The sequence below is a fragment of the uncultured Tateyamaria sp. genome, from assembly GCF_947503415.1.
Lineage (GTDB): Bacteria > Pseudomonadota > Alphaproteobacteria > Rhodobacterales > Rhodobacteraceae > Tateyamaria.
Genome location: NZ_CANNDS010000001.1, coordinates 20,994 through 43,433, shown reverse-complemented (window position 1 = coordinate 43,433; position 22,440 = coordinate 20,994). Strand labels below are relative to the sequence as shown.

At 60.1% G+C, this 22,440-nt stretch carries 21 protein-coding genes; 8 read left to right on the top strand and 13 right to left on the bottom strand.

Translation table 11 applies throughout. From position 1 onward, the window contains the following. Window positions 1–103: 103 nt before the first annotated feature. The 3 genes from Q1A32_RS00235 to Q1A32_RS00225 all read left to right on the top strand — a co-directional run bounded on the left by Q1A32_RS00235 (window position 104) and on the right by Q1A32_RS00225 (window position 1,864). On the top strand, window positions 104–514 hold the full coding sequence (locus Q1A32_RS00235) for an Hsp20 family protein (RefSeq protein WP_299610778.1): 411 nt from the start codon (window positions 104–106) through the stop codon (window positions 512–514). 3 nt (window positions 515–517) lie between these two features. Then, a complete protein-coding gene (locus tag Q1A32_RS00230; protein WP_299610780.1) occupies window positions 518–742 on the top strand; it encodes a DUF1150 family protein in 225 nt (74 codons plus the stop codon). Between the two features lie 252 nt (window positions 743–994). Continuing rightward, the gene (locus Q1A32_RS00225) at window positions 995–1,864 is read left to right on the top strand and encodes a PhzF family phenazine biosynthesis protein (RefSeq protein ID WP_299647932.1); all 870 of its coding nucleotides are present in this window, start codon (window positions 995–997) and stop codon (window positions 1,862–1,864) included. Window positions 1,865–1,974: 110 nt separating this feature from the next. Here the strand turns inward: Q1A32_RS00225 and Q1A32_RS00220 are convergent, their stop codons facing one another. The 3 genes from Q1A32_RS00220 to trxB form a co-directional block, all read right to left on the bottom strand. Next, window positions 1,975–4,050, bottom strand: coding sequence for a bifunctional sulfate adenylyltransferase/adenylylsulfate kinase (locus tag Q1A32_RS00220; protein ID WP_299647929.1), 2,076 nt, complete (start codon window positions 4,048–4,050; stop codon window positions 1,975–1,977). 117 nt (window positions 4,051–4,167) lie between these two features. Further along, complete coding sequence (locus Q1A32_RS00215; RefSeq protein WP_299647926.1) at window positions 4,168–5,856, bottom strand: adenylate/guanylate cyclase domain-containing protein; 1,689 nt, start codon at window positions 5,854–5,856, stop codon at window positions 4,168–4,170. Window positions 5,857–5,980: 124 nt separating this feature from the next. Beyond that, complete coding sequence (gene trxB / locus Q1A32_RS00210; protein ID WP_299610788.1) at window positions 5,981–6,946, bottom strand: thioredoxin-disulfide reductase; 966 nt, start codon at window positions 6,944–6,946, stop codon at window positions 5,981–5,983. 189 nt (window positions 6,947–7,135) lie between these two features. Between trxB and Q1A32_RS00205 the strand changes: the two genes are divergently transcribed. Then, complete coding sequence (locus Q1A32_RS00205) at window positions 7,136–7,636, top strand: Lrp/AsnC family transcriptional regulator (protein WP_299647923.1); 501 nt, start codon at window positions 7,136–7,138, stop codon at window positions 7,634–7,636. Here Q1A32_RS00205 and Q1A32_RS00200 read toward each other — a convergent pair. From Q1A32_RS00200 to lgt, 5 genes are all read right to left on the bottom strand, one after another. Beyond that, window positions 7,633–8,316 (bottom strand): Hint domain-containing protein, encoded by a 684-nt coding sequence (locus Q1A32_RS00200; protein WP_299647920.1) that lies wholly within the window; start codon window positions 8,314–8,316, stop codon window positions 7,633–7,635. The genes Q1A32_RS00205 and Q1A32_RS00200 overlap by 4 nt on opposite strands. A 276-nt stretch (window positions 8,317–8,592) precedes the next feature. Further along, entirely contained in the window at window positions 8,593–8,733 is a 141-nt protein-coding gene (locus Q1A32_RS00195) for a hypothetical protein (protein ID WP_299647917.1), read from the bottom strand. Between the two features lie 235 nt (window positions 8,734–8,968). Continuing rightward, complete coding sequence (gene pgeF / locus Q1A32_RS00190; protein ID WP_299647914.1) at window positions 8,969–9,724, bottom strand: peptidoglycan editing factor PgeF; 756 nt, start codon at window positions 9,722–9,724, stop codon at window positions 8,969–8,971. After that, on the bottom strand, window positions 9,721–10,782 hold the full coding sequence (locus Q1A32_RS00185) for a class I SAM-dependent methyltransferase (RefSeq protein WP_299647911.1): 1,062 nt from the start codon (window positions 10,780–10,782) through the stop codon (window positions 9,721–9,723). Before Q1A32_RS00185 ends, pgeF begins: the two co-directional genes overlap by 4 nt. Beyond that, window positions 10,779–11,672, bottom strand: a complete 894-nt coding sequence (gene lgt / locus Q1A32_RS00180) for a prolipoprotein diacylglyceryl transferase (protein ID WP_299647908.1) — start codon at window positions 11,670–11,672, stop codon at window positions 10,779–10,781. The genes Q1A32_RS00185 and lgt overlap by 4 nt, the downstream gene beginning before the upstream one ends. A 95-nt stretch (window positions 11,673–11,767) precedes the next feature. On the opposite strand from lgt, the gene Q1A32_RS00175 reads away from it, so the two are divergent. The 3 genes from Q1A32_RS00175 (at window position 11,768) to Q1A32_RS00165 (ending at window position 13,293) form a co-directional block, all read left to right on the top strand. After that, window positions 11,768–12,007: an accessory factor UbiK family protein gene (locus Q1A32_RS00175; protein WP_076628345.1), complete on the top strand. Its 240-nt coding sequence runs from the start codon at window positions 11,768–11,770 to the stop codon at window positions 12,005–12,007. A gap of 223 nt (window positions 12,008–12,230) precedes the next feature. Further along, window positions 12,231–12,554 (top strand): hypothetical protein, encoded by a 324-nt coding sequence (locus tag Q1A32_RS00170; protein WP_299647905.1) that lies wholly within the window; start codon window positions 12,231–12,233, stop codon window positions 12,552–12,554. A 322-nt stretch (window positions 12,555–12,876) separates the two neighbouring features. Beyond that, entirely contained in the window at window positions 12,877–13,293 is a 417-nt protein-coding gene (locus Q1A32_RS00165; RefSeq protein WP_299647901.1) for a hypothetical protein, read from the top strand. Between the two features lie 47 nt (window positions 13,294–13,340). Here the strand turns inward: Q1A32_RS00165 and Q1A32_RS00160 are convergent, their stop codons facing one another. Beyond that, window positions 13,341–14,066 carry a VIT1/CCC1 transporter family protein gene (locus tag Q1A32_RS00160; RefSeq protein WP_299647898.1) on the bottom strand — a complete coding sequence of 242 codons (726 nt, stop codon included), beginning with the start codon at window positions 14,064–14,066 and terminating at the stop codon, window positions 13,341–13,343. Next, a complete protein-coding gene (locus Q1A32_RS00155; RefSeq protein ID WP_299647895.1) occupies window positions 14,063–16,672 on the bottom strand; it encodes a cation-transporting P-type ATPase in 2,610 nt (869 codons plus the stop codon). Before Q1A32_RS00155 ends, Q1A32_RS00160 begins: the two co-directional genes overlap by 4 nt. Window positions 16,673–16,798: 126 nt before the next feature. Between Q1A32_RS00155 and Q1A32_RS00150 the strand changes: the two genes are divergently transcribed. Then, on the top strand, window positions 16,799–17,176 hold the full coding sequence (locus Q1A32_RS00150) for a phasin family protein (protein WP_299647892.1): 378 nt from the start codon (window positions 16,799–16,801) through the stop codon (window positions 17,174–17,176). Window positions 17,177–17,180: 4 nt separating this feature from the next. Here Q1A32_RS00150 and Q1A32_RS00145 read toward each other — a convergent pair whose 3' ends face one another. Genes Q1A32_RS00145 through Q1A32_RS00135 form a run of 3 tightly spaced genes read right to left on the bottom strand, consistent with a single transcriptional unit; the run spans window position 17,181 to window position 22,439 of the window. Next, window positions 17,181–18,857: an alpha/beta hydrolase gene (locus Q1A32_RS00145; RefSeq protein ID WP_299647889.1), complete on the bottom strand. Its 1,677-nt coding sequence runs from the start codon at window positions 18,855–18,857 to the stop codon at window positions 17,181–17,183. 11 nt (window positions 18,858–18,868) lie between these two features. Continuing rightward, window positions 18,869–20,074, bottom strand: a complete 1,206-nt coding sequence (locus Q1A32_RS00140; protein WP_299647886.1) for an efflux RND transporter periplasmic adaptor subunit — start codon at window positions 20,072–20,074, stop codon at window positions 18,869–18,871. Window positions 20,075–20,078: 4 nt separating this feature from the next. Then, window positions 20,079–22,439: an ABC transporter permease gene (locus Q1A32_RS00135; protein WP_299647883.1), complete on the bottom strand. Its 2,361-nt coding sequence runs from the start codon at window positions 22,437–22,439 to the stop codon at window positions 20,079–20,081. Window position 22,440 lies beyond the last annotated feature (1 nt).

The window sequence follows — 22,440 nt, the reverse complement described above, 5'->3', positions numbered from 1 at the left end:
CGCCTAGACCTTGTTCCCAATAAGGTTTCTGCCCATATTTAGAACATCCGCTGCCGCATCAGGGGCGGGTACTGACTGTCGCTTGACCAAAAGGACGTGTCGCATGACGAAAATGACCCTTGCCTCATACCCCCATATGCTGGGGTTCGAGCAACTGGAACGGCTGCTGGAGCGCACGGCCAAAAGCGCTGAAGGCTATCCGCCGTTCAATATCGAACAGACGTCGGACTTTTCCTACCGCATTACCTTGGCCGTGGCCGGATTTGCGGAAGAGAACCTGTCGATCACCGTGGAAGACCGCCAGTTGGTCATCCGTGGGCGCCAATCCGAAGACACCGAAGAGCGCGTTTTTCTGCACCGCGGCATTGCCGCTCGCCAATTTCAACGTAGCTTTGTACTAGCTGACGGGGTCGAGGTGGGCGAAGCGATCATGGAAAACGGCCTGCTGCACGTCGACCTGACCCGCGCCAAGCCCGAGACAATCGTCCAGACGATCAACATACGGAAAGGATAAGTCATGAACACGCCCTATGATTTGAACGCCGATGTGGGCCGTATGGTCTATGTCAAACCCATCGACATCGACGCCTTGCCACAAGAAGTGCAGGATCAGGCCGAGGGGCTCGACCAGCTTTTCGCCGTGCACGATGCCGAAGGGCAGCAGCTGGCCCTGGTCGCTGACATGAAGCTGGCCTATGCGCTCGCGCGCCAGCACGACTACGCGCCTCAACCTTTGCACTGATGCTAAAGAATTTGGCCCGCGGCTTCATGCTGTGGGCTGGATCCAGCGCCACACAATGTGGCGTTGCTTGGTTGTATCCCAGACGCCATGATACTGACGCACTTTTGACTACCTCCACGCGCCGATCGCGAAAGGAATGCACGGGGTGCACCGAGGTCTTTGGCTTGACCCCCGCCGCCTGCAACGCGCTGTTCGGGACTTGTTCCGGGATTATGAAGCGGTGCGTAAGTTTGGCAGATAAGGGGACAGGCCGTGAGCTTCGATGTGGATTGGGTGGACGCCTTTACCGACAAGGCCTTTGGAGGCAACGGCTGCGCTGTCGTGCATGACGGCGCAGGACTGGACGACGCCACCTGCATGGAATTTGTCCGCGAAACGTCGCTCGTGGAATGCACCTTCACCGGCCCGTCAGACGTGGCAGACATTCGGGTACGCTACTTCCTTGCCAGCCGGCAAATCCCTTTCGCCGGTCATCCTACCGTCGCGACGGTCGCTGCACTTCGCCATCGTGGTCTGATATCTCACGGTCCTTTAACGCTGGAAACCGGCGCGGGCATCGTTCCGGTCGAAATGTCAGGCACATCCGTCCGCATGACCCAGATCGCGCCCACATTTGGCGCACGGCCGGACGCCGCGCTGGTTGCCGCTGTTGGTGGACTAAGCGCGGACGACATCATCCACCCGCCTCGCGTCACGTCCACCGGGTTGCCTTTCACGATCACAGTGCTCAAAGACCGCGCAACATTAGAACGGGCACAATTCAACCTTGGTGCGTTCCAAACCTATCTGGAAGCGCTGGGTGTCCATGGCACCGATGTGATGGAGCCATTCTGGTGCACGCTCGAAGGGGCCACTGACCAGGGCGACACCTTTGCCCGCCTGCTCATGGCCCCGCCGAGCCCGGCCGAAGATCCGTTCACCGGCTCTGCCACCGGCGCCATGGCTGCCTATCTCTGGTCCGAAGGGTTAATTGAGAGCCCGAACTTTGTCGCTGAACAGGGCCACGGCCTTGGCCGCCCGGGTCAGGCAAAGGTCGAAGTGCTGGGCCCACGCGACGCCATCGCTGGCGTTGTGGTCGAGGGCCGCGCCCACGTCCTGATGAGCGGAACGCTGTACCTGTAAGGCGCATTTCAATGCGCCGCCCAATCTGTCCCCGCGGGGACAAACGGAAAAAGGCGCACAAAGGTGCGCCTTACGGGTAAGGCGGAGGTGTCCTCCGCCCCTCCGGTCATTTACTCAGCGGCAATCAGCCCCATGCTTTCCAGCTTCAGCAGAACCTGGTGCGCACAATTGTCCACATCGACATTCTCCGTCTCAACGCTGAGCTCGGGGTTCGCAGGCACGTCATAAGGGTCGGAAATTCCGGTGAATTCCTTGATCTTGCCCTCACGCGCCAGCTTGTACAGACCCTTCCGGTCCCGGCGCTCGCACTCTTCGATGGATGTGGCCACGTGGACTTCGACAAAGGCACCAAAGCTTTCGATATCCTCGCGCACGGCTCGGCGGGTCGTCGCATACGGCGCGATAGGCGCACAGATCGCGATGCCACCGTTTTTGGTGATCTCTGATGCGACATAGCCGATGCGACGGATGTTCAGATCGCGGTGCTCTTTCGAAAAGCCCAGTTCAGACGACAGATTCTTACGGACGATATCGCCATCCAGAAGGGTTACGGGACGGCCCCCCATTTCCATCAGCTTGACCATCAACGCATTGGCGATGGTGGATTTGCCGGACCCGGAGAAGCCTGTGAAGAATACGGTAAAGCCTTGCTGCGAACGTGGCGGCTTGGTGCGGCGCAATTCCTTGACCACCTCGGGGAACGAGAACCACTCGGGGATCTCGAGACCCTCGGCCAGACGGCGGCGCAGCTCGGTGCCCGAGATGTTCAGGATGGTGATGTCATCCTTGTCCTTGATCTCGTCGATGGCCTCGTATTGGGCGCGTTCCTGCACCCAGACCATGTGTTTGAAGTCGACCATCTCAATGCCCATTTCCTCCTCATGCTCGCGGAACAAGTCCTGCGCATCATAGGGGCCATAGAAATCTTCGCCGGCCGAGTTCGAACCGGGCCCCGCGTGATCGCGGCCCACGATGAAGTGAGTGCAGCCGTGGTTCTTGCGGATCAGACCGTGCCACACAGCCTCGCGTGGGCCCGCCATGCGCATGGCAAGGTTCAGCAGGGACATGGATGTGGTGGCCTGCGGGTACTTGTCCAGCACAGCCTCATAGCAGCGCACGCGAGTGAAGTGATCGACGTCGCCGGGCTTTGTCAGACCGACAACGGGATGGATCAGCAGGTTGGCCTGGGCTTCACGGGCGGCACGGAACGTCAGTTCCTGATGTGCGCGGTGCAACGGGTTGCGGGTCTGGAAGGCCACAACCTTGCGCCAGCCCATTTTGCGAAAATAGGCGCGCAATTCGTTGGGCGTGTCGCGGCGGCCGCGGAAATCATAGTGCACAGGCTGCTGGATGCCTGTCACGGGGCCGCCGAGATAGATGTCACCGGCAGTATTGTGCAGGTAATTCACGGCCGGGTGCGCGCTGTCATCAGCCCCGAACACCTTTTCCGCCTCATGTGCCTTGTTGGGCGTCCAGCGGTCGGTGACGGTCATGGTGGCAAGGATCACGCCTTCTTGGTCGCGCAGGGCGATGTCCTGACCGATCTCAAGGCCATCGGCAAACTGTTTGTTCACGTCCAGATTGATGGGCATGGGCCACAGCGCGCCATCGGCGGTCCGCATCGTGTCCACAACGCTGTTGTAATCGGCCTCTGACAGGAAGCCCTTCAACGGGTTGAAACCGCCATTCATCAGCAGTTCCAGATCGCAGATCTGGCGCGGGGTCAGGTCCCAGCTCACCAGCTCGGCGGCGTCCATCTTCATCTTCTGGGCACTGTCATAGGAGACATACAGCTCAGGGATCGGAGCGAGGTTGTTTTCCATCAATTTGGTCCTGTGTTTCAGGGGGTTAAGCCCTGACGTGGTGCCGGTCAATTCGGCAAAAAGGGCGTCATATTCCGCGAATTTGCGGGCAAGGAACTGGTCGGTGAGCCGGTTTTTCTCTCCGGCACCGCGGGGGGTGAGCGCATAGGAAAAGCGTTGCCTCTTGTCGGGGCTGTCCATGCCGCCGACCTGCACAAAACCCGCTTGTGTCGCTTGTTTGAGCAGGGCATTGAGACGCCCCAAAGACACACCGATCGCCTGGGCCATGGCGCGTTGCGAGGCACTTGGAGCCTCGTCCAGCTGGCGCAGCAGGCGAAAGAGCTGGTCTTCGGCCTCAGGGTTGGGTTTGGGGGCGGCGGACATTACGCAGACCTATTTACGTTCACGGGTGAACATATGTCGCAAAAAGTCTGTTCACGCCAGAACAAACTTTGTCGCAGAGCGGAAATCCGCAATTGTGGTAAATGCGTAACGGACCGGTCAGACCATACGCGGCTGACCGGTCTTGAACACGCTGATATCTGCGGCATCCATCAAAGGCACGGTCGCAAGGGGTGCCTCGCGCCCGCGTAAGTTCAGCGATACAAACGCATCCTCGGACGCGGTCAGCCCGGCGGCTTGGATCACATCAATGGAAATCAATGCCTGGGCGCCGCGTGCCTTGGTCTCGCTTTCCAGTCTTGAAGCAATGTTGACCGTATCCCCGATCAATGTGCGCGGGGCCTGACCTGCTGCGCCAATCTCACCCAGCACCACATTGCCCAGATGCACTCCAATGCCGATCGCAACCGGGGCGCTGCCTTCACCTGCCAGCTTGTTATTAAACGCTTGCAAGGCCGCGCCAATACCTTGCACCGCCTTGATCGCCGCCTTGGCCGACGCCTCTGCACTGTCCGTTTCAAACACAGCCATAAGCCCGTCGCCCATGTACTTGTCTACCGTGCCGCCCGCGGCGTTGATCGGGGGCACAATCTCGTCAAAGAAACGGTTGAGCAGATGCACCACGTCATACGGCAATTGCCCATCCGTGCGCGCCGTAAATCCGCGCATGTCCAGAAAGAGCACGGCCAACTGGGCCTCTTTCCCTTGGCTCGCATGGGCGCGGCTTTGCTTGCCGTCACGGTCAAAGACGCGGAACACGCGCACCGACTGCGTGGGCCGGACCTGGCAGGCAAGCCGTGCATTGGGCGGCGCGCCGACAGCGGCAAGACTGCGGGCTTCGGCTTCGGACGGGGCGGGCAGGTTGTCCAACCCGTCTTCTACAATCACCCTGCAAGTGGTGCATCGGCCGCGTCCACCGCACAGAGCGGTATGCGCCACTGCACTGGTGCGCGAGGTTTCCAGAATGGTCTGTCCGCGTGGTGCACGCACGCTGGGGCCGTCCACGTAATGAATGCGAATAGGCCGCGCGATGGCCGCAATGATGCGTCGCGCAAGAAAGGCTGTGATAGCGATACCTAGGATCGCCCATACCGCATAGGTCATGTTTGTCGAGGCAGTGGCGAGTGCTGCAAAGCCTGCCGCATCGGGCCAATTCCACGCCGCATGCGCCACCTGTTCAGCTTGGCTGTTACTCAGCAGCCCGTCGATGGTGCGCGCAAATGTCACAAAGCCCACAAGTGCAAGGATTGGCAGCGTCACGGCCACCCCAATAAGCCATGGTACCCAGGCGCGCCACCACGCCGTCAGCCGCAGCCACATGTGCAAACCAATGGCCCCATGCACCCACGCGATGATCATAAGGGCCGCTTGCCCCCATCCGTCTGCAGTGCCCCAAATCAGACGGTTGACGTATCCGAACATCGTGGTCACGCCCAGCATCTCATGTGCTGCGCGCGTATAGATCAGGTGATCAACCAGCATGATCGGTATCAAAAGGCCCAAGCTGATCTGCACCCAGTCCGTCAGCGGCATGCGCAAGGTGCGCGCCACCACCACCTTGCCCAGCGACAGGACCATGTGGGACAGCATCGCGCCCATGATGATGACAGTCCCTGGATCGGACCGGATCACCCACAGACGCGCGGCCTGAAAGGCGTCGAAGGCTGTGGGGGAAATCAGTATCACCGCCAGATTAAGGATGTGCAGTGTGAGATACAGCATCAGGATCAGTCCGCTGACGATCCTGACCTTCGTTGCCCAACTGCCGCGCCAAATCGCGTGCGCCATGCCTGCACCTTATTCTGGTTGTTGGTCGCAGCGTGGCGGCCTCGGGGCTTGGGGTCAAGCGTGGGGCGTTGCACCCGCAGCTCTGCCGGCCGGTGTAGTATCAACGGTCAGAAGAACGGACGCGTTACTCGGCTGCGAGGTCCGCGCTGTCTTCATTTTCCGCTAGGAACCGTTCGGCTTCCAGCGCGGCCTGACAGCCCATGCCCGCCGACGTGATCGCCTGCCGGTACTGGTAGTCGGTGATGTCGCCAGCGGCAAATACGCCGGGGATCGACGTTTCCGTGCTGTCCGGTTTGGTCACCACATAACCGCCCATGTGGGTTTCCAGCGTGTCCTTGACCAACTCGTTGGCAGGTGCGTGGCCGATGGCGATGAACACACCCTTGGCGGGGATGTCCGTGATTTCGCCCGTCTTCACGTTCTTCACCTTGACCCCTTCGACGCCCAACGGGCTGTCGGTGCCGTACACCTCTTCCAACTGGTTGAACCACAGCGGTTCGATCTTTGGGTTCTTGAACAGCCGGTCCTGAAGGATTTTCTCGGCCCGCAACTCATCCCGGCGGTGCACCAGCGTCACCTTGGAGGCGAAGTTGGTCAGAAACAGCGCCTCTTCGACAGCCGTGTTGCCGCCGCCGATCACGACGATCTCCTGTCCACGGTAGAAGAATCCGTCACAGGTGGCACAGGCCGACACGCCAAAGCCTTTGAATTTCTCTTCGGACGCCATACCCAGCCACTTCGCCCGCGCACCTGTGGCAAGGATGACGGAATCGGCCACGTATTCGGTGCCGCTGTCGGATTGCGCAACGAAGGGACGCTTGGACCAATCAACAGAGGTGATGATGTCGCCGATGATCTCGGTGCCCATCGCCTTTGCATGGTCCTGCATGCGGATCATCAAATCAGGGCCCTGCACCTCGGTGTCGCCGGGCCAGTTCTCGACCTCCGTGGTGGTGGTCAACTGTCCGCCGGGTTCGATCCCTTGGACAAGGATGGGCTTCAGCATCGCGCGGCTGGCATAGACGCCCGCGGTGTAGCCCGCAGGGCCGGAACCGATGATCAGAACCTTGGTGCGCTTTGTCTCTGCCATGATGACCCCCGTCGGTGATGTGAAAGCCCATCCGATATAGACGCGCCGGGCACGGGTTTGAAGCCAGAAAACGGGGAGCCGGTTTGCGCTATCTGCAAGGCTTCCGTTTCTTAATGTTGCGCGCTTGTGAAACTTTATTGCGCGCGCCTGCATTGTTGCTATAACAACCGCAAATTCAGGGGGCACACCATGGCAAGCACGCGACTCGATCCGATTGACCGAAAGATTCTGGCAGAGTTGCAGGCCGATGGGCGCATGACCAACGTGGAACTGGCAAAGCGCGTGGGCATCTCGGCCCCGCCGTGCCTACGCCGCGTGCGTACGCTTGAAGAAAGCGGCTATATCCGCGGCTACCACGCAGATGTGGATGCGCACGAGTTGGGGTTCGAGGTTCAGGTGTTCGCCAATGTAGGTCTCGCCAGCCAGGCCGAAGCTGACCTGAGCGCGTTCGAAGACAAATGCCGCGCGTGGCCGTTGGTCCGCGAATGCCACATGCTGAACGGTGAGGTGGACTTTATCCTTAAATGCGTGGCCCCCGACCTGTCGAGCTTTCAAAGCTTCCTGACGGGTGAGTTGCTGACAACGCCCAACGTCGCCTCGGTCAAGACATCGCTGGTGATCCGGCAGGCCAAGGATGCCCCCGGCGTGCCGTTTGATGTGCTGGAAGAGCGGTTGGCGAAGTCGGCCTAGCCCACCATATCCGGTTCCGGTGCGCGCGGATGCGCCAGCGGTCCAAAGTCTGTCACGTGAGCAATGTGCGGGAACATCGACAGGAACAGGTCGCGCTGTGCATAGGTCACCTGCTTGGTTGCATTCAGCCCCGGATGGAAGGTTTCCGCTTCGATCCCTCCGACATTCACCGCGGCGTGTCGCGTCAGGCAGATGTGGAAAAGACGTATGGGCGTAGGTGGCACGACCTCGATCACGTTCACATTGTCCACGAATTCCGACGCCGGGGTTAGGACCGATGCGCCGCCGGTGGTGCCGCGCAGATGCGCCGGTGTTTGCAGCAGTCGTGCACCGGGACCGACGGTTATGAAAGACGTTGGACGGTTCTGACCAAAACTGTCCGCCATCACGCGGATCAGTGGCATTCGCCGTCCGGTATCTGACGGCACGAAGCTGGACGATCCGATCCAAACCACTTGTGCCGGTTGTCCGGAAGAGGTGTTCAGCCAGTCTCCGGGCAGTAGATCCTCAATTGCGATGCCACCGTCGGGGGCTTGAAGCACGACACCACGGGCAAAAGCCGAGAATGCGGATTCGAACAGGGGCAGGGCCGGGGCCTTGAATGTGGCGATGCTGCGCGTTCCATCGGCGCGCAGAGCGGCAACCTCGAAGGTGCGCAAAGGGATATCTGTCCGTGTCATGGGGGCAGTATATCGATGGTCGCGCGTGCGCGGTATGCGCAGTGCAGCAGGGGACGTCATATGTAACCTCGTCGTACTGGTCACATCCGTGTCGGCCCCCACCGACGACGACAGATGGAGGGTGTCCATGTGTCAAAGTGATGGAAAGTAATTCTGAAATTTGCCGCAAATTGTCAAAGTATTGGCGACATAAACCGTAAACGGTGCACCAATAGGACGCCGAGGGCGGCATTGTTCACTGGCAAAAGAGTAGGTTTGCCACAATCTGATTCGAGATCAGGCCGACTTGCGCTGCTCTGACGCGGCTTTGCGTTTTGCAATATAAACCGCGCGGCGCGCGCCTCGCGCCCATGGCAGCTGTGGTGTGTCCTGCTGGGCGGTGTCGGTGACGGACTTGATGAAGCGTGCGTTTGTCATGGTCTATCCTGTGCTCAATTATCTGGGTCTGAATGCCCGTTGAGGACAACAATGACGACGCAATTGGGCAGGTTTGGGGCCGGTACCAAGAATTTTCGGAAAATCTGAAACGTGCGGTGGCGGAAATGTGACCCCGCGCAAACGCTTTGTTTTCAGGGCTTAGACACGCCAATTGGTGTCAATCTGGAAACAATGGGACGGCAGCATGGCAAGTTGTGCCCGAATTGCGCCGCAATCAAAGAACGATGGTTGAAATCAGTCGTCCGTAGTCGGGGTCTTTGTCATGCACCGAGCGACGATAGGAATAGAACCGGTCCGGATCGAAATACGTGCAGTGCCGTGTCCATTCCGCAGACGCGATACCTGCGTCACGCAGGCGCATCAGGCCATAGCCTGGCAAGTCAAAATGCATCCGGTCTCCGTCACCGCCTGCGAAAAAGCGGGTGTTTTCTGGATCTTCATCCAGAAATACATCAAAGAATTCCGGTCCGACTTCGTATGCACGCTGACTGATGGTGGGACCTATCACAGCATGGATGGCGTTCCGGGCAGCTCCAAGCGCCACCATAGCATCGACCGTCGCTTCCAAGATGCCGGCTTGTGCCCCTTTCCAACCCGCATGAGCAGCGCCGATCACCTGCGCCTTTGCATCGGCAAGCAGAACAGGTTGGCAATCTGCTGTCAGAACAGACAGCGCCACCCCGGGTGTCGCAGTGACCAGTGCATCCGCCTTCGGCTTTGGGTCAAGCGGAGTTGTAACCGCAACAGCATCTGCAGAATGGACTTGGTGCACCCCCGCCAGCTTTTCCGCGCCCACACCCATGGCGTCAGCGGCCCTGCTGCGGTTGATGGCGACGATCTCTGTTTGATCCGAACTGCCGGTCCCGCAATTGAGACCGGAAAAAATGCCCGACGATGCGCCGCCCTTGCGGGTGAAAAAACCGTGCCGGATCGGCGAAAGGCTGTCAGCAGTCAGGATTTCCAGCGTCATATTTCCAGTCCGGGCGGCGGGGCAGCGGTTGTGGGGAAAAGCCCCAGCACCTTGAACAGGTTTCCCATTTCCGCGGGGTGCGTCAACCGCCGATGTGCCGCGACATGCGCTTCCAGTGCCGGACCGTCCAGTTTCGCGGCTAGGGCCTGTGCCCGGGCGGTGATGCCCAACCGCTCGAGAAACACGCCTTGTGGTGTGATACGAGTGTGCGCTGCTGGGGTGGCGGACTGGGCCAACGCTTCGAAATCCACATGGGTGGTCAGATCCGCTTGACCCGGATCTGCAAGGGGATCGGTGGGCTCATGGTGCCGCAAGGCTTGCAGGGTGTCGCCCAGCGACCGCCAATCACCGTAGTCGATGATCAGAGCCGCACCGCCATGCGCTTCGATCCGGGCGCCTATGGCTGACAGGATGGATGGTGCGGAGGGACATACCTCCACCAACCAGCCGTTTTCGGTGTCATCCAATCGGTGGTTCAGGCTGGCTTGCGGCCCAACAGGCGACAGCCCAAAGGACAGTTTACCTGCATCCAGCCCCACACAACGCTCGCGCCACCCCGCGCCATCGCGCTGAAATTGGCGAATGGGCAGAGCATCAAAGAACTCGTTTGCCACCAGCCAAAGGGGCGCTTCGGGCAAATCATCTGGGGTCTCCGCGTATGTTACCTCATGGCCTGCCAGCGTTTTCCGTTGCACGTCGCGCAGCGTGTCGGAGGCTTCAACCAAGGTGATCCGTGCGGCCCCAAGGAACCCCGGTACCCGCGCCGTCGCCCGCAAGATGTCGGCCATCAACGTTCCCCGCCCTGGCCCCAATTCTGCCAGCGTAAACGGAGACGGCGCCCCCTGATCCAACCAGCTTTGGGCTAGGCTCAGCCCCACCAACTCGCCAAACATCTGGCTGATCTCCGGCGCAGTGGTAAAATCCCCTTCGGCCCCAAGCGGATCGCGGGTGGAATAGTAGCCATAGGTTGGATGCAACAACGCCTCGGCCATATACTCGGCCACCGTGATCGGCCCCTGCGCCGCAATCCGCGCAGCCAAGTCATCGCGCAGGCTCATGCCAGCACAGCACGCCGCCGTGCTCGTGTGATCAGGAATAGACCCAGCAGGATCATGGGCAGCGACAACAGTTGGCCCATCGTCAGCCCATAGCCCCCGATATGCCACGCCAATCCCAACGGGTTCCCGTCCGAGATAAACTGCGCATCTGGTTGGCGTACAAACTCAACGGCAAAGCGGCTGGCCCCGTAGCCCAGCAAAAACACTCCCGTCATAAACCCAGGCCGTTTGAACCCCTCGCGCCGCCACGCCAGCCACAACAGGACAATTAGCAGGACAAAGCCCTCAAGGAATGCCTCGTATAGCTGCGAAGGATGCCGCGCGCAGGCCCCTACAATATCGGGACAATACTGCGCCGCCTGACCGGGGAATACGACGCCCCAAGGCAGCTCCGTCGGCCGCCCCCAAAGCTCTGCATTGATAAAATTCGCCATCCGACCCAGCAACAACCCCGGCGGAACACCCAAAGCCACAGCATCGGCCGTGGTCAACAACGGGGCACCATGCCGCCGCGTGTAAAGCCAAAAGGCAAGGATCACGCCCAACATGCCCCCATGAAAGGACATGCCGCCCTCCCAAATTGCTATGATGGAAAGCGGGTCGTCCAGATAAGCACCGGGCTGATAAAACAGCACATAGCCAATGCGCCCACCCAACAGCACGCCCAGGATGATCCAGGTCAGCATGTCCTCGGTCTGGCCAGGGGACAGCGGGGGCGTCTGTCCGGGCCAAAGGCGCGGCGCTTTCAGTGCCATCACCACCAACCGCCAGCCAATGATGATGCCCACGATGTAAGCAAGCGCATACCAGCGCAGAGCCAACTCGAAGCCGAAGATCGAGATCGAAAAAATCTCGGGAGAGATATCGGGAAAGGGAAGGGCGCCTGTCATCTGCGTCTGAATGCCTCTGCTTGAGGGGCAGGTCAACCTTGCCCCTGTGCTCGCTCATGCCCATATAGGGGTCAGGTTTCAAAGGACACGACATCATGCAAGCACGCGGCAAGATTTTCGACGACATCTCGCAACTGATGACCAACGCAATGGGCGTGGCCCAAGGCGCGCGGGACGAGGCCGAGACAGCGATGAAATCCATGATGGACCGATGGCTGGCGGACCGTGACTTCGTCACGCGCGAAGAATTCGACGCCGTGCGGGCCATGGCGCAGAAAGCCCGCGAAGAGAACGAAGCGCTCAAGGCTCGGATCGAAGCCCTGGAAGGCAAGTAGGCGTTCCCACAGTCTGACACAGTGAAAGCCCGGTCCACGCCGGGCTTTTTGTTGGCCGCACGTCGCGTGATTCGGCGCATTTAACTTGCTGATACGCATTGGCGAACTTCCGCTGGCATCTGCAGCCTTGAGCGGTGGCGTGCGCCGCACGCTGGGCAAAGGGCGATACCGTGATAAGCTGACCGAGAGTTGTGCGATCAACAGCCTCAGAAGTGGATCCGTAATGTCCTTCAAAACCTCGTCCCTTGCTTTGGTGCTTTCTCTGTTGGCCACAAGTGCTGTCGCGGACCTGATCGTTATCAACGGGCGCTACATCGTCGCCAAAGACAGCGTGCGGGGCTACTTCTACCGTCAAAGCGATCAGCGTACGGTCTTTGATGTCCGGTGGAATGATTGGTCCACCCAGTACCGCTGCGAGGACGAATACGACCGCAGCCGGGTCGAGGCCGCATCGCTGAATCTGGTCCTGCAAATCGGAGACGCCCGCGCCATGGATTTTGCGGATTTTCTGGAAAGCGAAGGTTTTGTGGACTGCGAGAAGTTCTGATGGACGGCAGGGTAGAGACCCAAGTACCCGCAGGGCATTTTTGTTGAGATCGCCAACCGAAGATGATTGCAGGGCAAGGCTTTCGTTTGAAGCAGTCTGATCTTTGCAGATCTGCAGGGCATTTTTTCGCCGCGATAAACCGCTGTGCTCTGGGAATGGGATCGCCGAAATACTGGTCCGGTCCGAGGTGCTTGCGCGCGTTCAATTCCGCTGTGTGAAGCAGTGGAAAGTCGATTTTCATGACCTTTGCGCCCCATCCGGGATATCGAGAACGATAGCCTCGCCAATAACGTGCCAAGAGCCTGTCACGCGCAGAGTATCCGTGAAAATCGAACGCTATTTTGCCATTCGTCACAAACATATGGGTCCCGGTGAAGCCTTCGTCCGGGACAATCCACTCGCCGAAAAATCCATCAATTGGCGGGTCTTCAAGAAATACACCAGCCAGAATATGGCAGGCTCCGAAACCGAAGAAGATGCGGTCCGGCTGGTTCCAGCGCCGTTCGGGGTGATTTTTTATGCCGGGAATTGGCCAATACATTCGTGCGATCTTAGCCCTTGCCTCCAAGGCATGCAAAGCCGGTTTAGGTGCTTATTGCCATGGTCAGTCGCTACGAAGAATTTGATCGCGGCTTGTCGGTGGCGCCAAAAAAGTCGCGCCAGTCAATCATGCAAACTGGAAGCGGGCTTGTCAGGTAACATGCAACTGATGAGTTGCAACGCGTATCAAAATTCATAGTCGACCCCCGGCGATACTCTTTGGAGTGTTGGCGGCGTGAGGCTTGCTTACGCGTCGAACAAGCCGCCCACGAGATATGCGATGGCCGCGGCAATCCCACCGACAATGACTGTTTCAAGTGCGGTCAACCAACTGGACCGCAATGACCAGACACCGCGCAGGGCGCCAATCAGGACGAACACCGCAAATGTCATGACGAGCGAAACGGTAAACGCATCGTCCAGATTCAGAAGGTAAGGCAAGAGCGGCACAAAACCGGCGACCAGAAAGGCAAAGAACGTCGCCAATGCAGCGCGCATTGGTGCAGGCGCAAGCGGTGATACGCCGTATTCATCGACCAACATCATGTCGATCCACGCGCTTTCGCGGCTGCAAATCGCATCCACAGCCTGTTCCAAGGGTGCGCCGGACAGACCCTTGGCCGCAAGTATCTGGTGCAATTCTTCGCGTTCGCCGTCCGGTGCACGTTGGATATGGTCCGCTTCAATGGCGCGCAGGCGTGCGACGTCCTCGGCCTCGGCCCGCGTGCCTGCAAAGTTGCCTGCGGCCATCGAAAATCCGTCGGCCAGAATGTTCGCAAAACCGAGTGCAATAATAACCGTGTGGGAAAAGCCTGCCCCTTGAACACCAGCCACGATGGCAAGCGTCGTGACCGCACCATCTATCCCGCCATAGACAAGGTCCTTGAGCACACTGGGTGTCTTGGCCTGCTGCAATCGTTTTGCGATCGCGTCTGCGCTGTGGTCGTGGATCGGGGGCAATTGTCGTGTCATGCTTGTACGCCTTGATTGGAGGTACGCCACATCACGATGCCCTTGATGAGTTCCGGCAGGATGATGAGCGGTGCGGCTAGAAGGCAAATCGTCCACCAATGACCCGGTGACAGGGGCACTGTGCGCAGCAGGTGTTGCAGCGGCGGCCAGTACACGGCGAGGACCTGCAACCCGACGCTGACTGAAAACGCAAGAACCAGAACCGGGTTGGAAAACCAGCCGATTGCGCTGACTGGTCGGTGCAGCGAGCGAAAGGCAAAAACGCTGACCTTTTCGAAAATCAGCATGGCCGTGAATGCGGCGGTGCGCGCCAAATCCACACCCAGCGGCATGAACGTATAGAACACCCACAAGCTCGCCGATGCCGTGTAAATGCCAAAGACCGCGATCAGCGCAAAGCCGGACCGCCCGAGGATCGCTTCGTTGGGCTTGCGCGGCGGGCGCTGCATCTGGTCGGGCTCTTCCTTTTCCAGCCCCAGTGCCACGGCCGTTACGCTGTCCGTGATCAGGTTCATCCACAGGATTTGTGTGGCCAGAAAGATCAAAGGCCCCCCGATCATCAGGTTGACCATGATCGCAAAGACTTCGCCCGCGTTGGACGACAGCAGGTAGCGCACGAATTTGCGCACGTTGTCGAATTGGCGGCGGCCTTCGCCAATGGCGTTCACGATGGTGGAAAAGTCATCGTCCAACAGGATCAGGTCAGCCGCACTTTTCGACACTTCGGTCCCGCGCACACCCATGGCCACCCCGATGTTGGCCTGTTTCAAAGCTGGCGCATCGTTGACCCCATCCCCGGTCATCGCCACGATCTGGCCGTTGGCCTGCAATGCCTTGACGATGCGCAATTTGTGTTCGGGCCGTGTGCGCGCAAAGAGCACGTCGCCCCGCAAACGCGCTGCCAGCGTTTCAGCATCCATCGCGTCAATGTCCCGCCCTTCAATCAGGTCGGGTTTGCCCAGCCCGATCTGGTTCGCGATGGCGGCAGCGGTAATGGCCCCATCGCCGGTGATCATGATGACGCGGATGCCTGCCGCACGTGCAAGGCGCAGGGCCGGTCGGATCTCCGCCCGTGGGGGATCGATCATGCCGACGAGGCCAAGAAAGGTCAGCCGTGCCTCTTCCGTGTCGTGTTGGCCCGCGTCGCGCAGGGCAAGTGATAGCACGCGCAGACCATCCTGAGCCATGGACTGGTATGCTTGTGTGATCAGGGCCGCGTCGGCCGGTGCCAGTTGACGTGGGCCGCTTTGGGTCATGATGTGGGTACAGCGCGCCTGCACGACCTCTGGCGCGCCTTTGACGAACAATCGGACGTCGTTCCCGTCCCGCGCCAGAACGCTCATGCGCTTGCGTTCGCTGGTGAACGGCGTTTCCGAAATCAGGCTGCCTTGCGCCACTGGCGGCGCCCATCCCTTGAACGCAAGCGTGACGAGAGCGCCCTCGGTCGGGGCACCGATCATATGCCAGTGACCATCTTCGTTTTGCAGCGACGCGTGGGTGCAGGTCAGGCTCGCTTTCAGGATATCGGCCAGCACGGCGTCATGCACCGCGCGCACAGGCACCCCGTCAGTTTCGATGTGACCTGTGGGATCATACCCTTCGCCGGTAACGTCATAGCTCCGGTCGACCGTCCAGACATGTGTGGCTGTCATTTGATTTTCGGTCAGGGTTCCCGTCTTGTCCGTACAAATCACCGATGCCGCGCCGAGCGTTTCGACCGCTTGCAACCTGCGCGCAAGCGCCTTTTTGCGCGCCATGGCCGACGCACCGATGGCCAGCGTAATGGTGACAACTGCGGGCAGCCCTTCGGGCACCATGGCCACGGCCAGCGACAGGCCGGTCATGAACATCTCGAACAGGGGGCGACCCGCAATCAGGCCGATGCCGACGATAATGGCGGCGACGGCAATGGCGGCGATGCCGATTTGTTGCGCCAGTTGGCCCAAGCGCATTTGCAGGTTTGTCTTCTTCTCGCCAACCGTGCCCGTCAGCTTTGCAATGTGTCCGAACCGGGTGTTGTGGCCGATCTGTTCCACGACACCCAGCGCGCGGCCCTCGACCAGCGCCGTTCCGGCAAAGAGCTGGCCCGTTTCGTCATCGCCGCCTTCAGTCTTGTCCACTGGAACGGATTCTCCGGTCAGCACACTTTCATCCGCGCGCAGTTCGGTGCCGGACAGGATGTGCAAATCCGCCGGCACCGCCGCACCGGGCGAGATGATGACCACGTCGCCCGGTACAAGTTCGCGGGCGAGGATATCGACCTCGCGCCCGTCCCGGACCGCAATCGCATGAGGTGTCAGCATCGAGCGCAAGGCATCAAGCGCCGTTTCGGCGCGCCACTCCTGCCCAAACCCCAAGGCTGCATTCAGAAGCAGCACCAGAGCAATCGCCAGCGCGTCGATCTGTTCGCCAAGGGCCAGGGCAATCAGGGCAGCGGCGGCAAGGATCAGGACCAGCATGCTGGTGAACTGGCGCAACAGGACGGTTGGCCAGCCGGGAGGTTTCTGGCGCGGCAACTCATTCCAACCGTGGATCTGCCGCAGCGCGTCAATCTGGTCCGATGTCAGTCCATTGGCGTGCTGTGCAGATGCTTGCGTGTCGTGCATGTCACGGCCTCCGGTGTCGCGTGTAACCGCTAGCAGGAGGGCAAGGCGCAACTATTGAGAAAGATCAATCAGACGAGGCCCGGTGCACGATAGTGTCCCCTCATCACGTTTTGATGGGAGATCGAAATGCCAACCAAAGACCCTTCAAAGACACTTGGAACCGTACCTCTGACCGAGGACAACCCAGCCACCAGAATGGCAAGTGATGCCGCAGCCCTGCAAGATCAGGGGCTGAAGGCGATGTCGCAATTTGGCATGGCTTGGGCCGAAGGTCTGAGCAACATGGGCAGCGAAGTGCTGTCATTCGTTGCGGACCGGATCAAGGAAGATGTCGCAACGCAGCACAAGCTGCTGCATTGCAAGGATGTCGCCGACTTTCAGCAAATCCAATCAGAGTTCATGCAAAAGGCCATTGACCAATACACGGCCGAAACCGGCAAGCTGGTTCAAATGAGCCAGGAACTTTACCCCAATACCGTCGGCGAGGATGACAAGGCAAACTGACGCCTTACCCAAAGACATAAGTACCCGGCGCCGGTCCCAGTGACTGGCGCTTTTCTGTTTGAGGCTTGCGCAGTCCGCTGCTGTGATCGGCCAACCAGGCTGACCATTCGGGCCACCATGATCCCTGCACAAGTTCGGCGCGTTCCATCCAAGCGGTTGCGGGCACATGATGCTGCCCTTCGGTCTTCGTGAGCAGCCGGTAGTGGCGGTTCTTGTGCCCGGGCTCGGACAGAACACCACTGTTGTGGCCCCCGGACGTCAAGCAGAAGGTCACGTCTGTATCCGTCAGCAATTGCAGTTTGAAGACGGAGGACCACGGCGACACGTGGTCGGCCTCGGTCGCAAGGCAAAAGATCGGCATGCGCAGATCGGTCAACGCAACGTGTCGCCCATCAACCTTGAATTGTCCCTTGGCAAGGCGGTTTTGCAGGAACATTTGGCGTAAGTATTCTGAATGCATCCGGGCGGGCATCCGCGTGGCGTCGGCGTTCCACGCCATGAGGTCATTCATAGGTGTGCGTTCGCCCAGTAGGTAATGGCGCACGACCCGGCTCCAGATCAAGTCGGTCGAACGCAGCATGCGAAACGCCCCGGCCATCTGGTCCGCGCGCAGATACCCTTGGGTCGCCATGATATCTTCGAGAAAGGCCACCTGGTTTTCGTTGATGAACAGCGAGAGCTCACCCGGTTCTGAAAAATCCACCTGTGCGGCCAACACAGACATGCTGCACAAGCGTGCATCGTGGTCGCGCGCCATAGCAGCGGCCCCCGCCGCCAGCAATGTGCCGCCAAGGCAGTAGCCCACTGCGTGCACCCGGCCGTCGGGTCGCGGTGCGACATGATCCAATGCGCCAAACAGACCGAGGGACAGGTAGTCCTCCAGAGACAGGTGCGCGTCGGTCTTGTCGGGGTTTTTCCACGATATGATGTAAACCTCGAACCCCTGATCACGCAGGTATGCCACCAGTGAATTGTGCTCCGACAGATCGAGGATGTAGTATTTCATGATCCACGCGGGCACGATCAGGATGGGTTCCGCCTGCACCTTGTCCGTCGTGGGGCGGTAGCGGATCAGTTCGATCAGCCGGTTCTGATATACAACATCGCCTTCAGTCACCGCGATGGTTTCGCCGACGCGGTAGTCGGGATGAACCTTGGGTGTCTGGCTGATGATCTGGTTGAAGTCTTCAAGCCAGTTTTGCCAACCTTGCACGAAATTCTGGCCGCGCTGTTCCAGTGTCTTGCCCAGTACATCCGGGTTGGTGAATGCAAAATTGGCCGGTGATATCGTGTCGAGGATTTGCCGTGCGGCAAAGGCGACAATGCGTTGATGCGCAGGATCGACACCGGCGATGGGGGCGGTGGCCTCTTGCCACCATGCTTCTTGCAGATGAAACCAGTGGCGCAACTGAGTGTAGGGCGGACGGTTCCATGCCGCGCTGGCAAATCTCTTGTCCGGTCCGGCTGCCTCAGTACCTGCCCACGTTGTCGCCCACGCTTCGAACGCTTTGCTCCAACCGCTGGCGACCAATTGCATCTGCCGTTCGGGTGACCCGACCAAGTGCAAGGCCCAGTCCAGCCACGCGGTGCTGAGTGCTGTGGGCGACAGCCCACCGGTCGAGCGCCCGATGGCGCTGTGCAGGATGCGGTCAAGGTTTCTGTCAGCTGGGTCGTCGGGCATTGTCGGTCCCCCTAAAACGTGGTGCGTTCTTCGATCAGCGCACCGTCGGTCAGATCATCGCGCGGGTGTTCGACGATGCGCATTCCCGGCTCCAGCCCGCTTTCGGCCACCGCATAGCGCCCGTTGCGGGCTCCCAGCGTGACAGGCACCCGCGTGACCCGGTTGCCATCGGCGCGAAACACGGCCCACCCGTCACCCAAACGGAACGCCGCACTCAAAGGTACCAACAGCGCATCCGCCTCTTCGTAGGTGACAACACGCAGATACACGGCAAACTCATGGCCCAAATCGCGCCGATCATTTGCCGGTGTTTCAATGTCAAATATTACGTCGACACGCTGTTCTTCGATCCCCAGCGCGGAGACCTTCATCCGGGCCGCGGGTTCGATATAGGCCAACCGCGCCTCCAGCGGCGCGCCGCCCCAGCGTTCAACTGTGGCCCGCGCCCGGTTTGGCAGGCCCACCGCGTCGGAGGTCAACATGTCGGCGACCAGTTCAATTCGCGTCGGATCCCCGACAGTCAGCAGGCGCTCTCCGGCCGTGACCGGGCGCGCGCTGACTTCATCAATGTCCAGCACAACGCCATCTGATGGCGACATGAGTGACACACAACAATTGCCCATATCATCGTCACCCGACGTCTCAACCAACGCCGCTTGCGCGCGGCGCAGCCCCCCTTGTGCCTGCGCGATCCGCGCATTTGCAGCCTCAAGCGCCGCATCCGCGATGGCGAATTGCTGTTGCGCCTCCTCCAACCGTGTGATGGTGGCCACGCCGCGTTCGACCAGCGCGCTGGTGCGCTCGAATTGCGAGGTGGCGTACACATGGTCTTCTCGCGCGCGTGCCCGTTCTGTCTCGGCCACGTGCAAGGCCGCCTCGGCCTCGCTGACTGACGCTTCGGCTTGCAGACGCGCACGGGCATCCAGCAGGCCGGGTGCAATCGGCTCAACCAGAGCGACCACCGTTTCGCCCGCCACCACCGCATCACCGACGCGCACGGGCGAGCGTTGCGACAGACCGGCAATGGGGGCGGACACTTCGAACACTTCGACCACGCGCGTGGTGCCATCGACGTCCACGGTGATTTCGAAATGACCGGTTTCGACTGTGTGCAGATCGACCGGGACGGGCTCCGGGCGGAAGGTCACAAACACGAGCCCCCCGACGATTCCGGCCCCGATCAGGCCAAGTATGATGTTGCGACTGGTCTGTGCCATGGTGTCACTCTCTGGTTTTCATCACGGATACGAGGTTGATGCGGTCAAGCTTGCGCCGCACGATCAGCACGGACACAAACGCAGCGCTCAGCACGATCAGGCTGGCCGACGCAAAGGTGGCCGCGTTTACCACAAGCGGCATGCTGTAAAGATCGCTGGTGTAGCTTTCGGTCAGCAGCTTCGCCACGCCCCAGCCGATCCACCAGCCAAGGGGCTGCGCCAGCACCGCCAGCAGCATGATCTCGCCCACCAGTACAAAGCCGACCTCACCCCGGGTGAAGCCAAGGATGCGCAGGCTGGCCAACTCGCGCGCCCGTTCCGACAGCTGGATGCGCGCGCCATTATAGGCAACGCCGACGGTGATCAGCGTGCCAAGGATGGCATAGATTGTGGTGGTGATCAGGATATTGCGGCTGATCGTTTCTTCAAACCCGGCGCGATTTTCGGCCAGCATCGCGCGCCCGGCAAGGCGGGGCAGGTCCTTGAGGCTGTTCTGGAACGCAACGTTGAAATCGGGATCGAGTGTCACGTTCACGATTGCCACGCGCGGGTCTTGCTGGAAGAGCCGATTGGCCGTGGCCTGATCCATATACGCCCCCAACCCGAAAAACTGCGTGACCAACTGCGTCACGGGCAGGTTGTAAGTACCTTGATGAACGCCAAGAAACTTGGCCTCGATCACATCGCCGACGGTCGCGCCAAGCTGTGAGGCCAGGCGCTCAGACAACATGATGCCACCCGGTGGGGCGTCCACGATCTGCCCTTGGGCTGATACGATGCGGCTGAGGTTCATGCCGGGACGCCGGGCCTCGACTGTCGCGCGTTTGCTGCGATGTTCAAAACGCAAAACGGCTGTCATCACCTGCTGCCCTTCGGCCTGCAGTACGCCCGGCAGGCGGCTGGCTTCGGTTACGGCGTCCTCGGCCATTTCGTCGTTGAAGAAAAGGACCGCATGTTGACGGTTCGACTGATAGAACGCCGTGTCGATGATGAGGTCCAGCGCGTCGGGAAAGAAGTTGGACGACACGAGAATACCGACGGCCAAGGCCATGCCCAGCACGCTCAGGCTGGCGCGGACGGGCCAGCGGATGATGCTGCGCAGGATCATCATCGTGGGCTGGCTGATGCGGATGGCGTGCAGCGCGCGGTCCACCCAACTGGTGCCAAAGTTCGGCGGGGCCGGAGGCGACATGGCGGTGGCCGGGGCCAAACGGGCCGCCGTCCAGGCCGAACGGGCCGCACCGGTCCCTGCCGCCAGCAAGCCCAGCACCCCGGCAACCACGTAGGTGTTCCACGACACCGAATAGATAAGGTACGGGAACTTCAGGAAGTCCGCATAAAGCTGCGCCAATTGGTAGCTGAGCCAGCTTCCCGCCACATAGCCAATCGTCACCCCAACCACACCTACAAGCCCCGCCAGCAGCAGATAGTGCATCAGGATCGCGCCATCGGAATACCCAAGCGCCTTGAGCAACCCGATCTCTGCCCGTTCCAACGCCACGATCCGCCCCATCACCATGTTCACAAGAAATATGGTGATCCCCAGAAAGATCGGCGGGAGAGTATAGGCGAGGGTTTCCAACTGCGTGATTTCCGCATCGATAAACGAATTCGACACCTGCTCTGTCCGGTCAATCGCGCCCAATGCGCCATACGGTTCGAGCAGCCGGTCCAACTCGTCAATCACGGGATCGACCCTGTAGCCGGGGCGCAATTTGACGGTCAGATTGTTGAACGCGCCTGTGCGGTCGAGTGCGGCGGCCAGCGCATCTTCGGGCATCCAGATCACGCCGAAATCTTCATCATCCGGGATCAGGCTGCCGGGGCCGATGGTGTAAATAAACTCGGGCGACAACGCCCAGCCGGTGACGGTCAGGGTGCGCTTGGTGCCATTGATATTTGCCGTGAAGGTGTCGCCGGGCCAAAGGTCATTCGCCTCACCAAAGGGCGCGTTCAGCACCACGGCATCGGTCGCCGTGGCGTCGGGCCAATTGCCAAGGCGCAGGATCAACTGGTTCAGATCGGCGCCGTCGTCGGGCAAGGACGCGACAAAAGCAACGGTGGCGTCCACCTTGGCTGGAATATCCAGCGTGGCGTAGGTGGTCACACGTGCCTCGGCAGAGGCGATGCCGTCGATGTCACGAATTATTTCCAGCATCGCGTTCGGCGCGCGTTTCAGGTCAACAAAGATGTCAGCAAAGCGGTTGCGTTCGTAATAGGTGGTTCGCGTCTCCTCCAGCGCGTCGGACATACCAAAGGACATCAGCAGCACCGCAACACCGGCACCCAGCACGAGGGCGATGGCCAGAAACTGGGACCAGAGCCTGCGAAAATCGCGCATGAGCTTGAGGTCGAGCGCTTTCATG

Bases quoted from the DNA above. Each gene is read 5' to 3' on its own strand.
- Q1A32_RS00200 (WP_299647920.1), bottom strand. From the start codon at position 8,316: ATGACACGGACAGATATCCCTTTGCGCACCTTCGAGGTTGCCGCTCTG.
- lgt (WP_299647908.1), bottom strand. From the start codon at position 11,672: ATGACAGGCGCCCTTCCCTTTCCCGATATCTCTCCCGAGATTTTTTCG.
- Q1A32_RS00215 (WP_299647926.1), bottom strand. From the start codon at position 5,856: ATGGCGCACGCGATTTGGCGCGGCAGTTGGGCAACGAAGGTCAGGATC.
- Q1A32_RS00235 (WP_299610778.1), top strand. From the start codon at position 104: ATGACGAAAATGACCCTTGCCTCATACCCCCATATGCTGGGGTTCGAG.
- Q1A32_RS00175 (WP_076628345.1), top strand. From the start codon at position 11,768: ATGCAAGCACGCGGCAAGATTTTCGACGACATCTCGCAACTGATGACC.
- pgeF (WP_299647914.1), bottom strand. From the start codon at position 9,724: ATGACGCTGGAAATCCTGACTGCTGACAGCCTTTCGCCGATCCGGCAC.
- Q1A32_RS00145 (WP_299647889.1), bottom strand. From the start codon at position 18,857: ATGCCCGACGACCCAGCTGACAGAAACCTTGACCGCATCCTGCACAGC.
- Q1A32_RS00205 (WP_299647923.1), top strand. From the start codon at position 7,136: ATGGCAAGCACGCGACTCGATCCGATTGACCGAAAGATTCTGGCAGAG.
- Q1A32_RS00185 (WP_299647911.1), bottom strand. From the start codon at position 10,782: ATGAGCCTGCGCGATGACTTGGCTGCGCGGATTGCGGCGCAGGGGCCG.
- Q1A32_RS00150 (WP_299647892.1), top strand. From the start codon at position 16,799: ATGCCAACCAAAGACCCTTCAAAGACACTTGGAACCGTACCTCTGACC.
- Q1A32_RS00140 (WP_299647886.1), bottom strand. From the start codon at position 20,074: ATGGCACAGACCAGTCGCAACATCATACTTGGCCTGATCGGGGCCGGA.
- Q1A32_RS00230 (WP_299610780.1), top strand. From the start codon at position 518: ATGAACACGCCCTATGATTTGAACGCCGATGTGGGCCGTATGGTCTAT.
- Q1A32_RS00160 (WP_299647898.1), bottom strand. From the start codon at position 14,066: ATGACACGACAATTGCCCCCGATCCACGACCACAGCGCAGACGCGATC.
- Q1A32_RS00195 (WP_299647917.1), bottom strand. From the start codon at position 8,733: ATGACAAACGCACGCTTCATCAAGTCCGTCACCGACACCGCCCAGCAG.
- Q1A32_RS00155 (WP_299647895.1), bottom strand. From the start codon at position 16,672: ATGCACGACACGCAAGCATCTGCACAGCACGCCAATGGACTGACATCG.
- Q1A32_RS00135 (WP_299647883.1), bottom strand. From the start codon at position 22,439: ATGAAAGCGCTCGACCTCAAGCTCATGCGCGATTTTCGCAGGCTCTGG.
- trxB (WP_299610788.1), bottom strand. From the start codon at position 6,946: ATGGCAGAGACAAAGCGCACCAAGGTTCTGATCATCGGTTCCGGCCCT.
- Q1A32_RS00170 (WP_299647905.1), top strand. From the start codon at position 12,231: ATGTCCTTCAAAACCTCGTCCCTTGCTTTGGTGCTTTCTCTGTTGGCC.
- Q1A32_RS00220 (WP_299647929.1), bottom strand. From the start codon at position 4,050: ATGTCCGCCGCCCCCAAACCCAACCCTGAGGCCGAAGACCAGCTCTTT.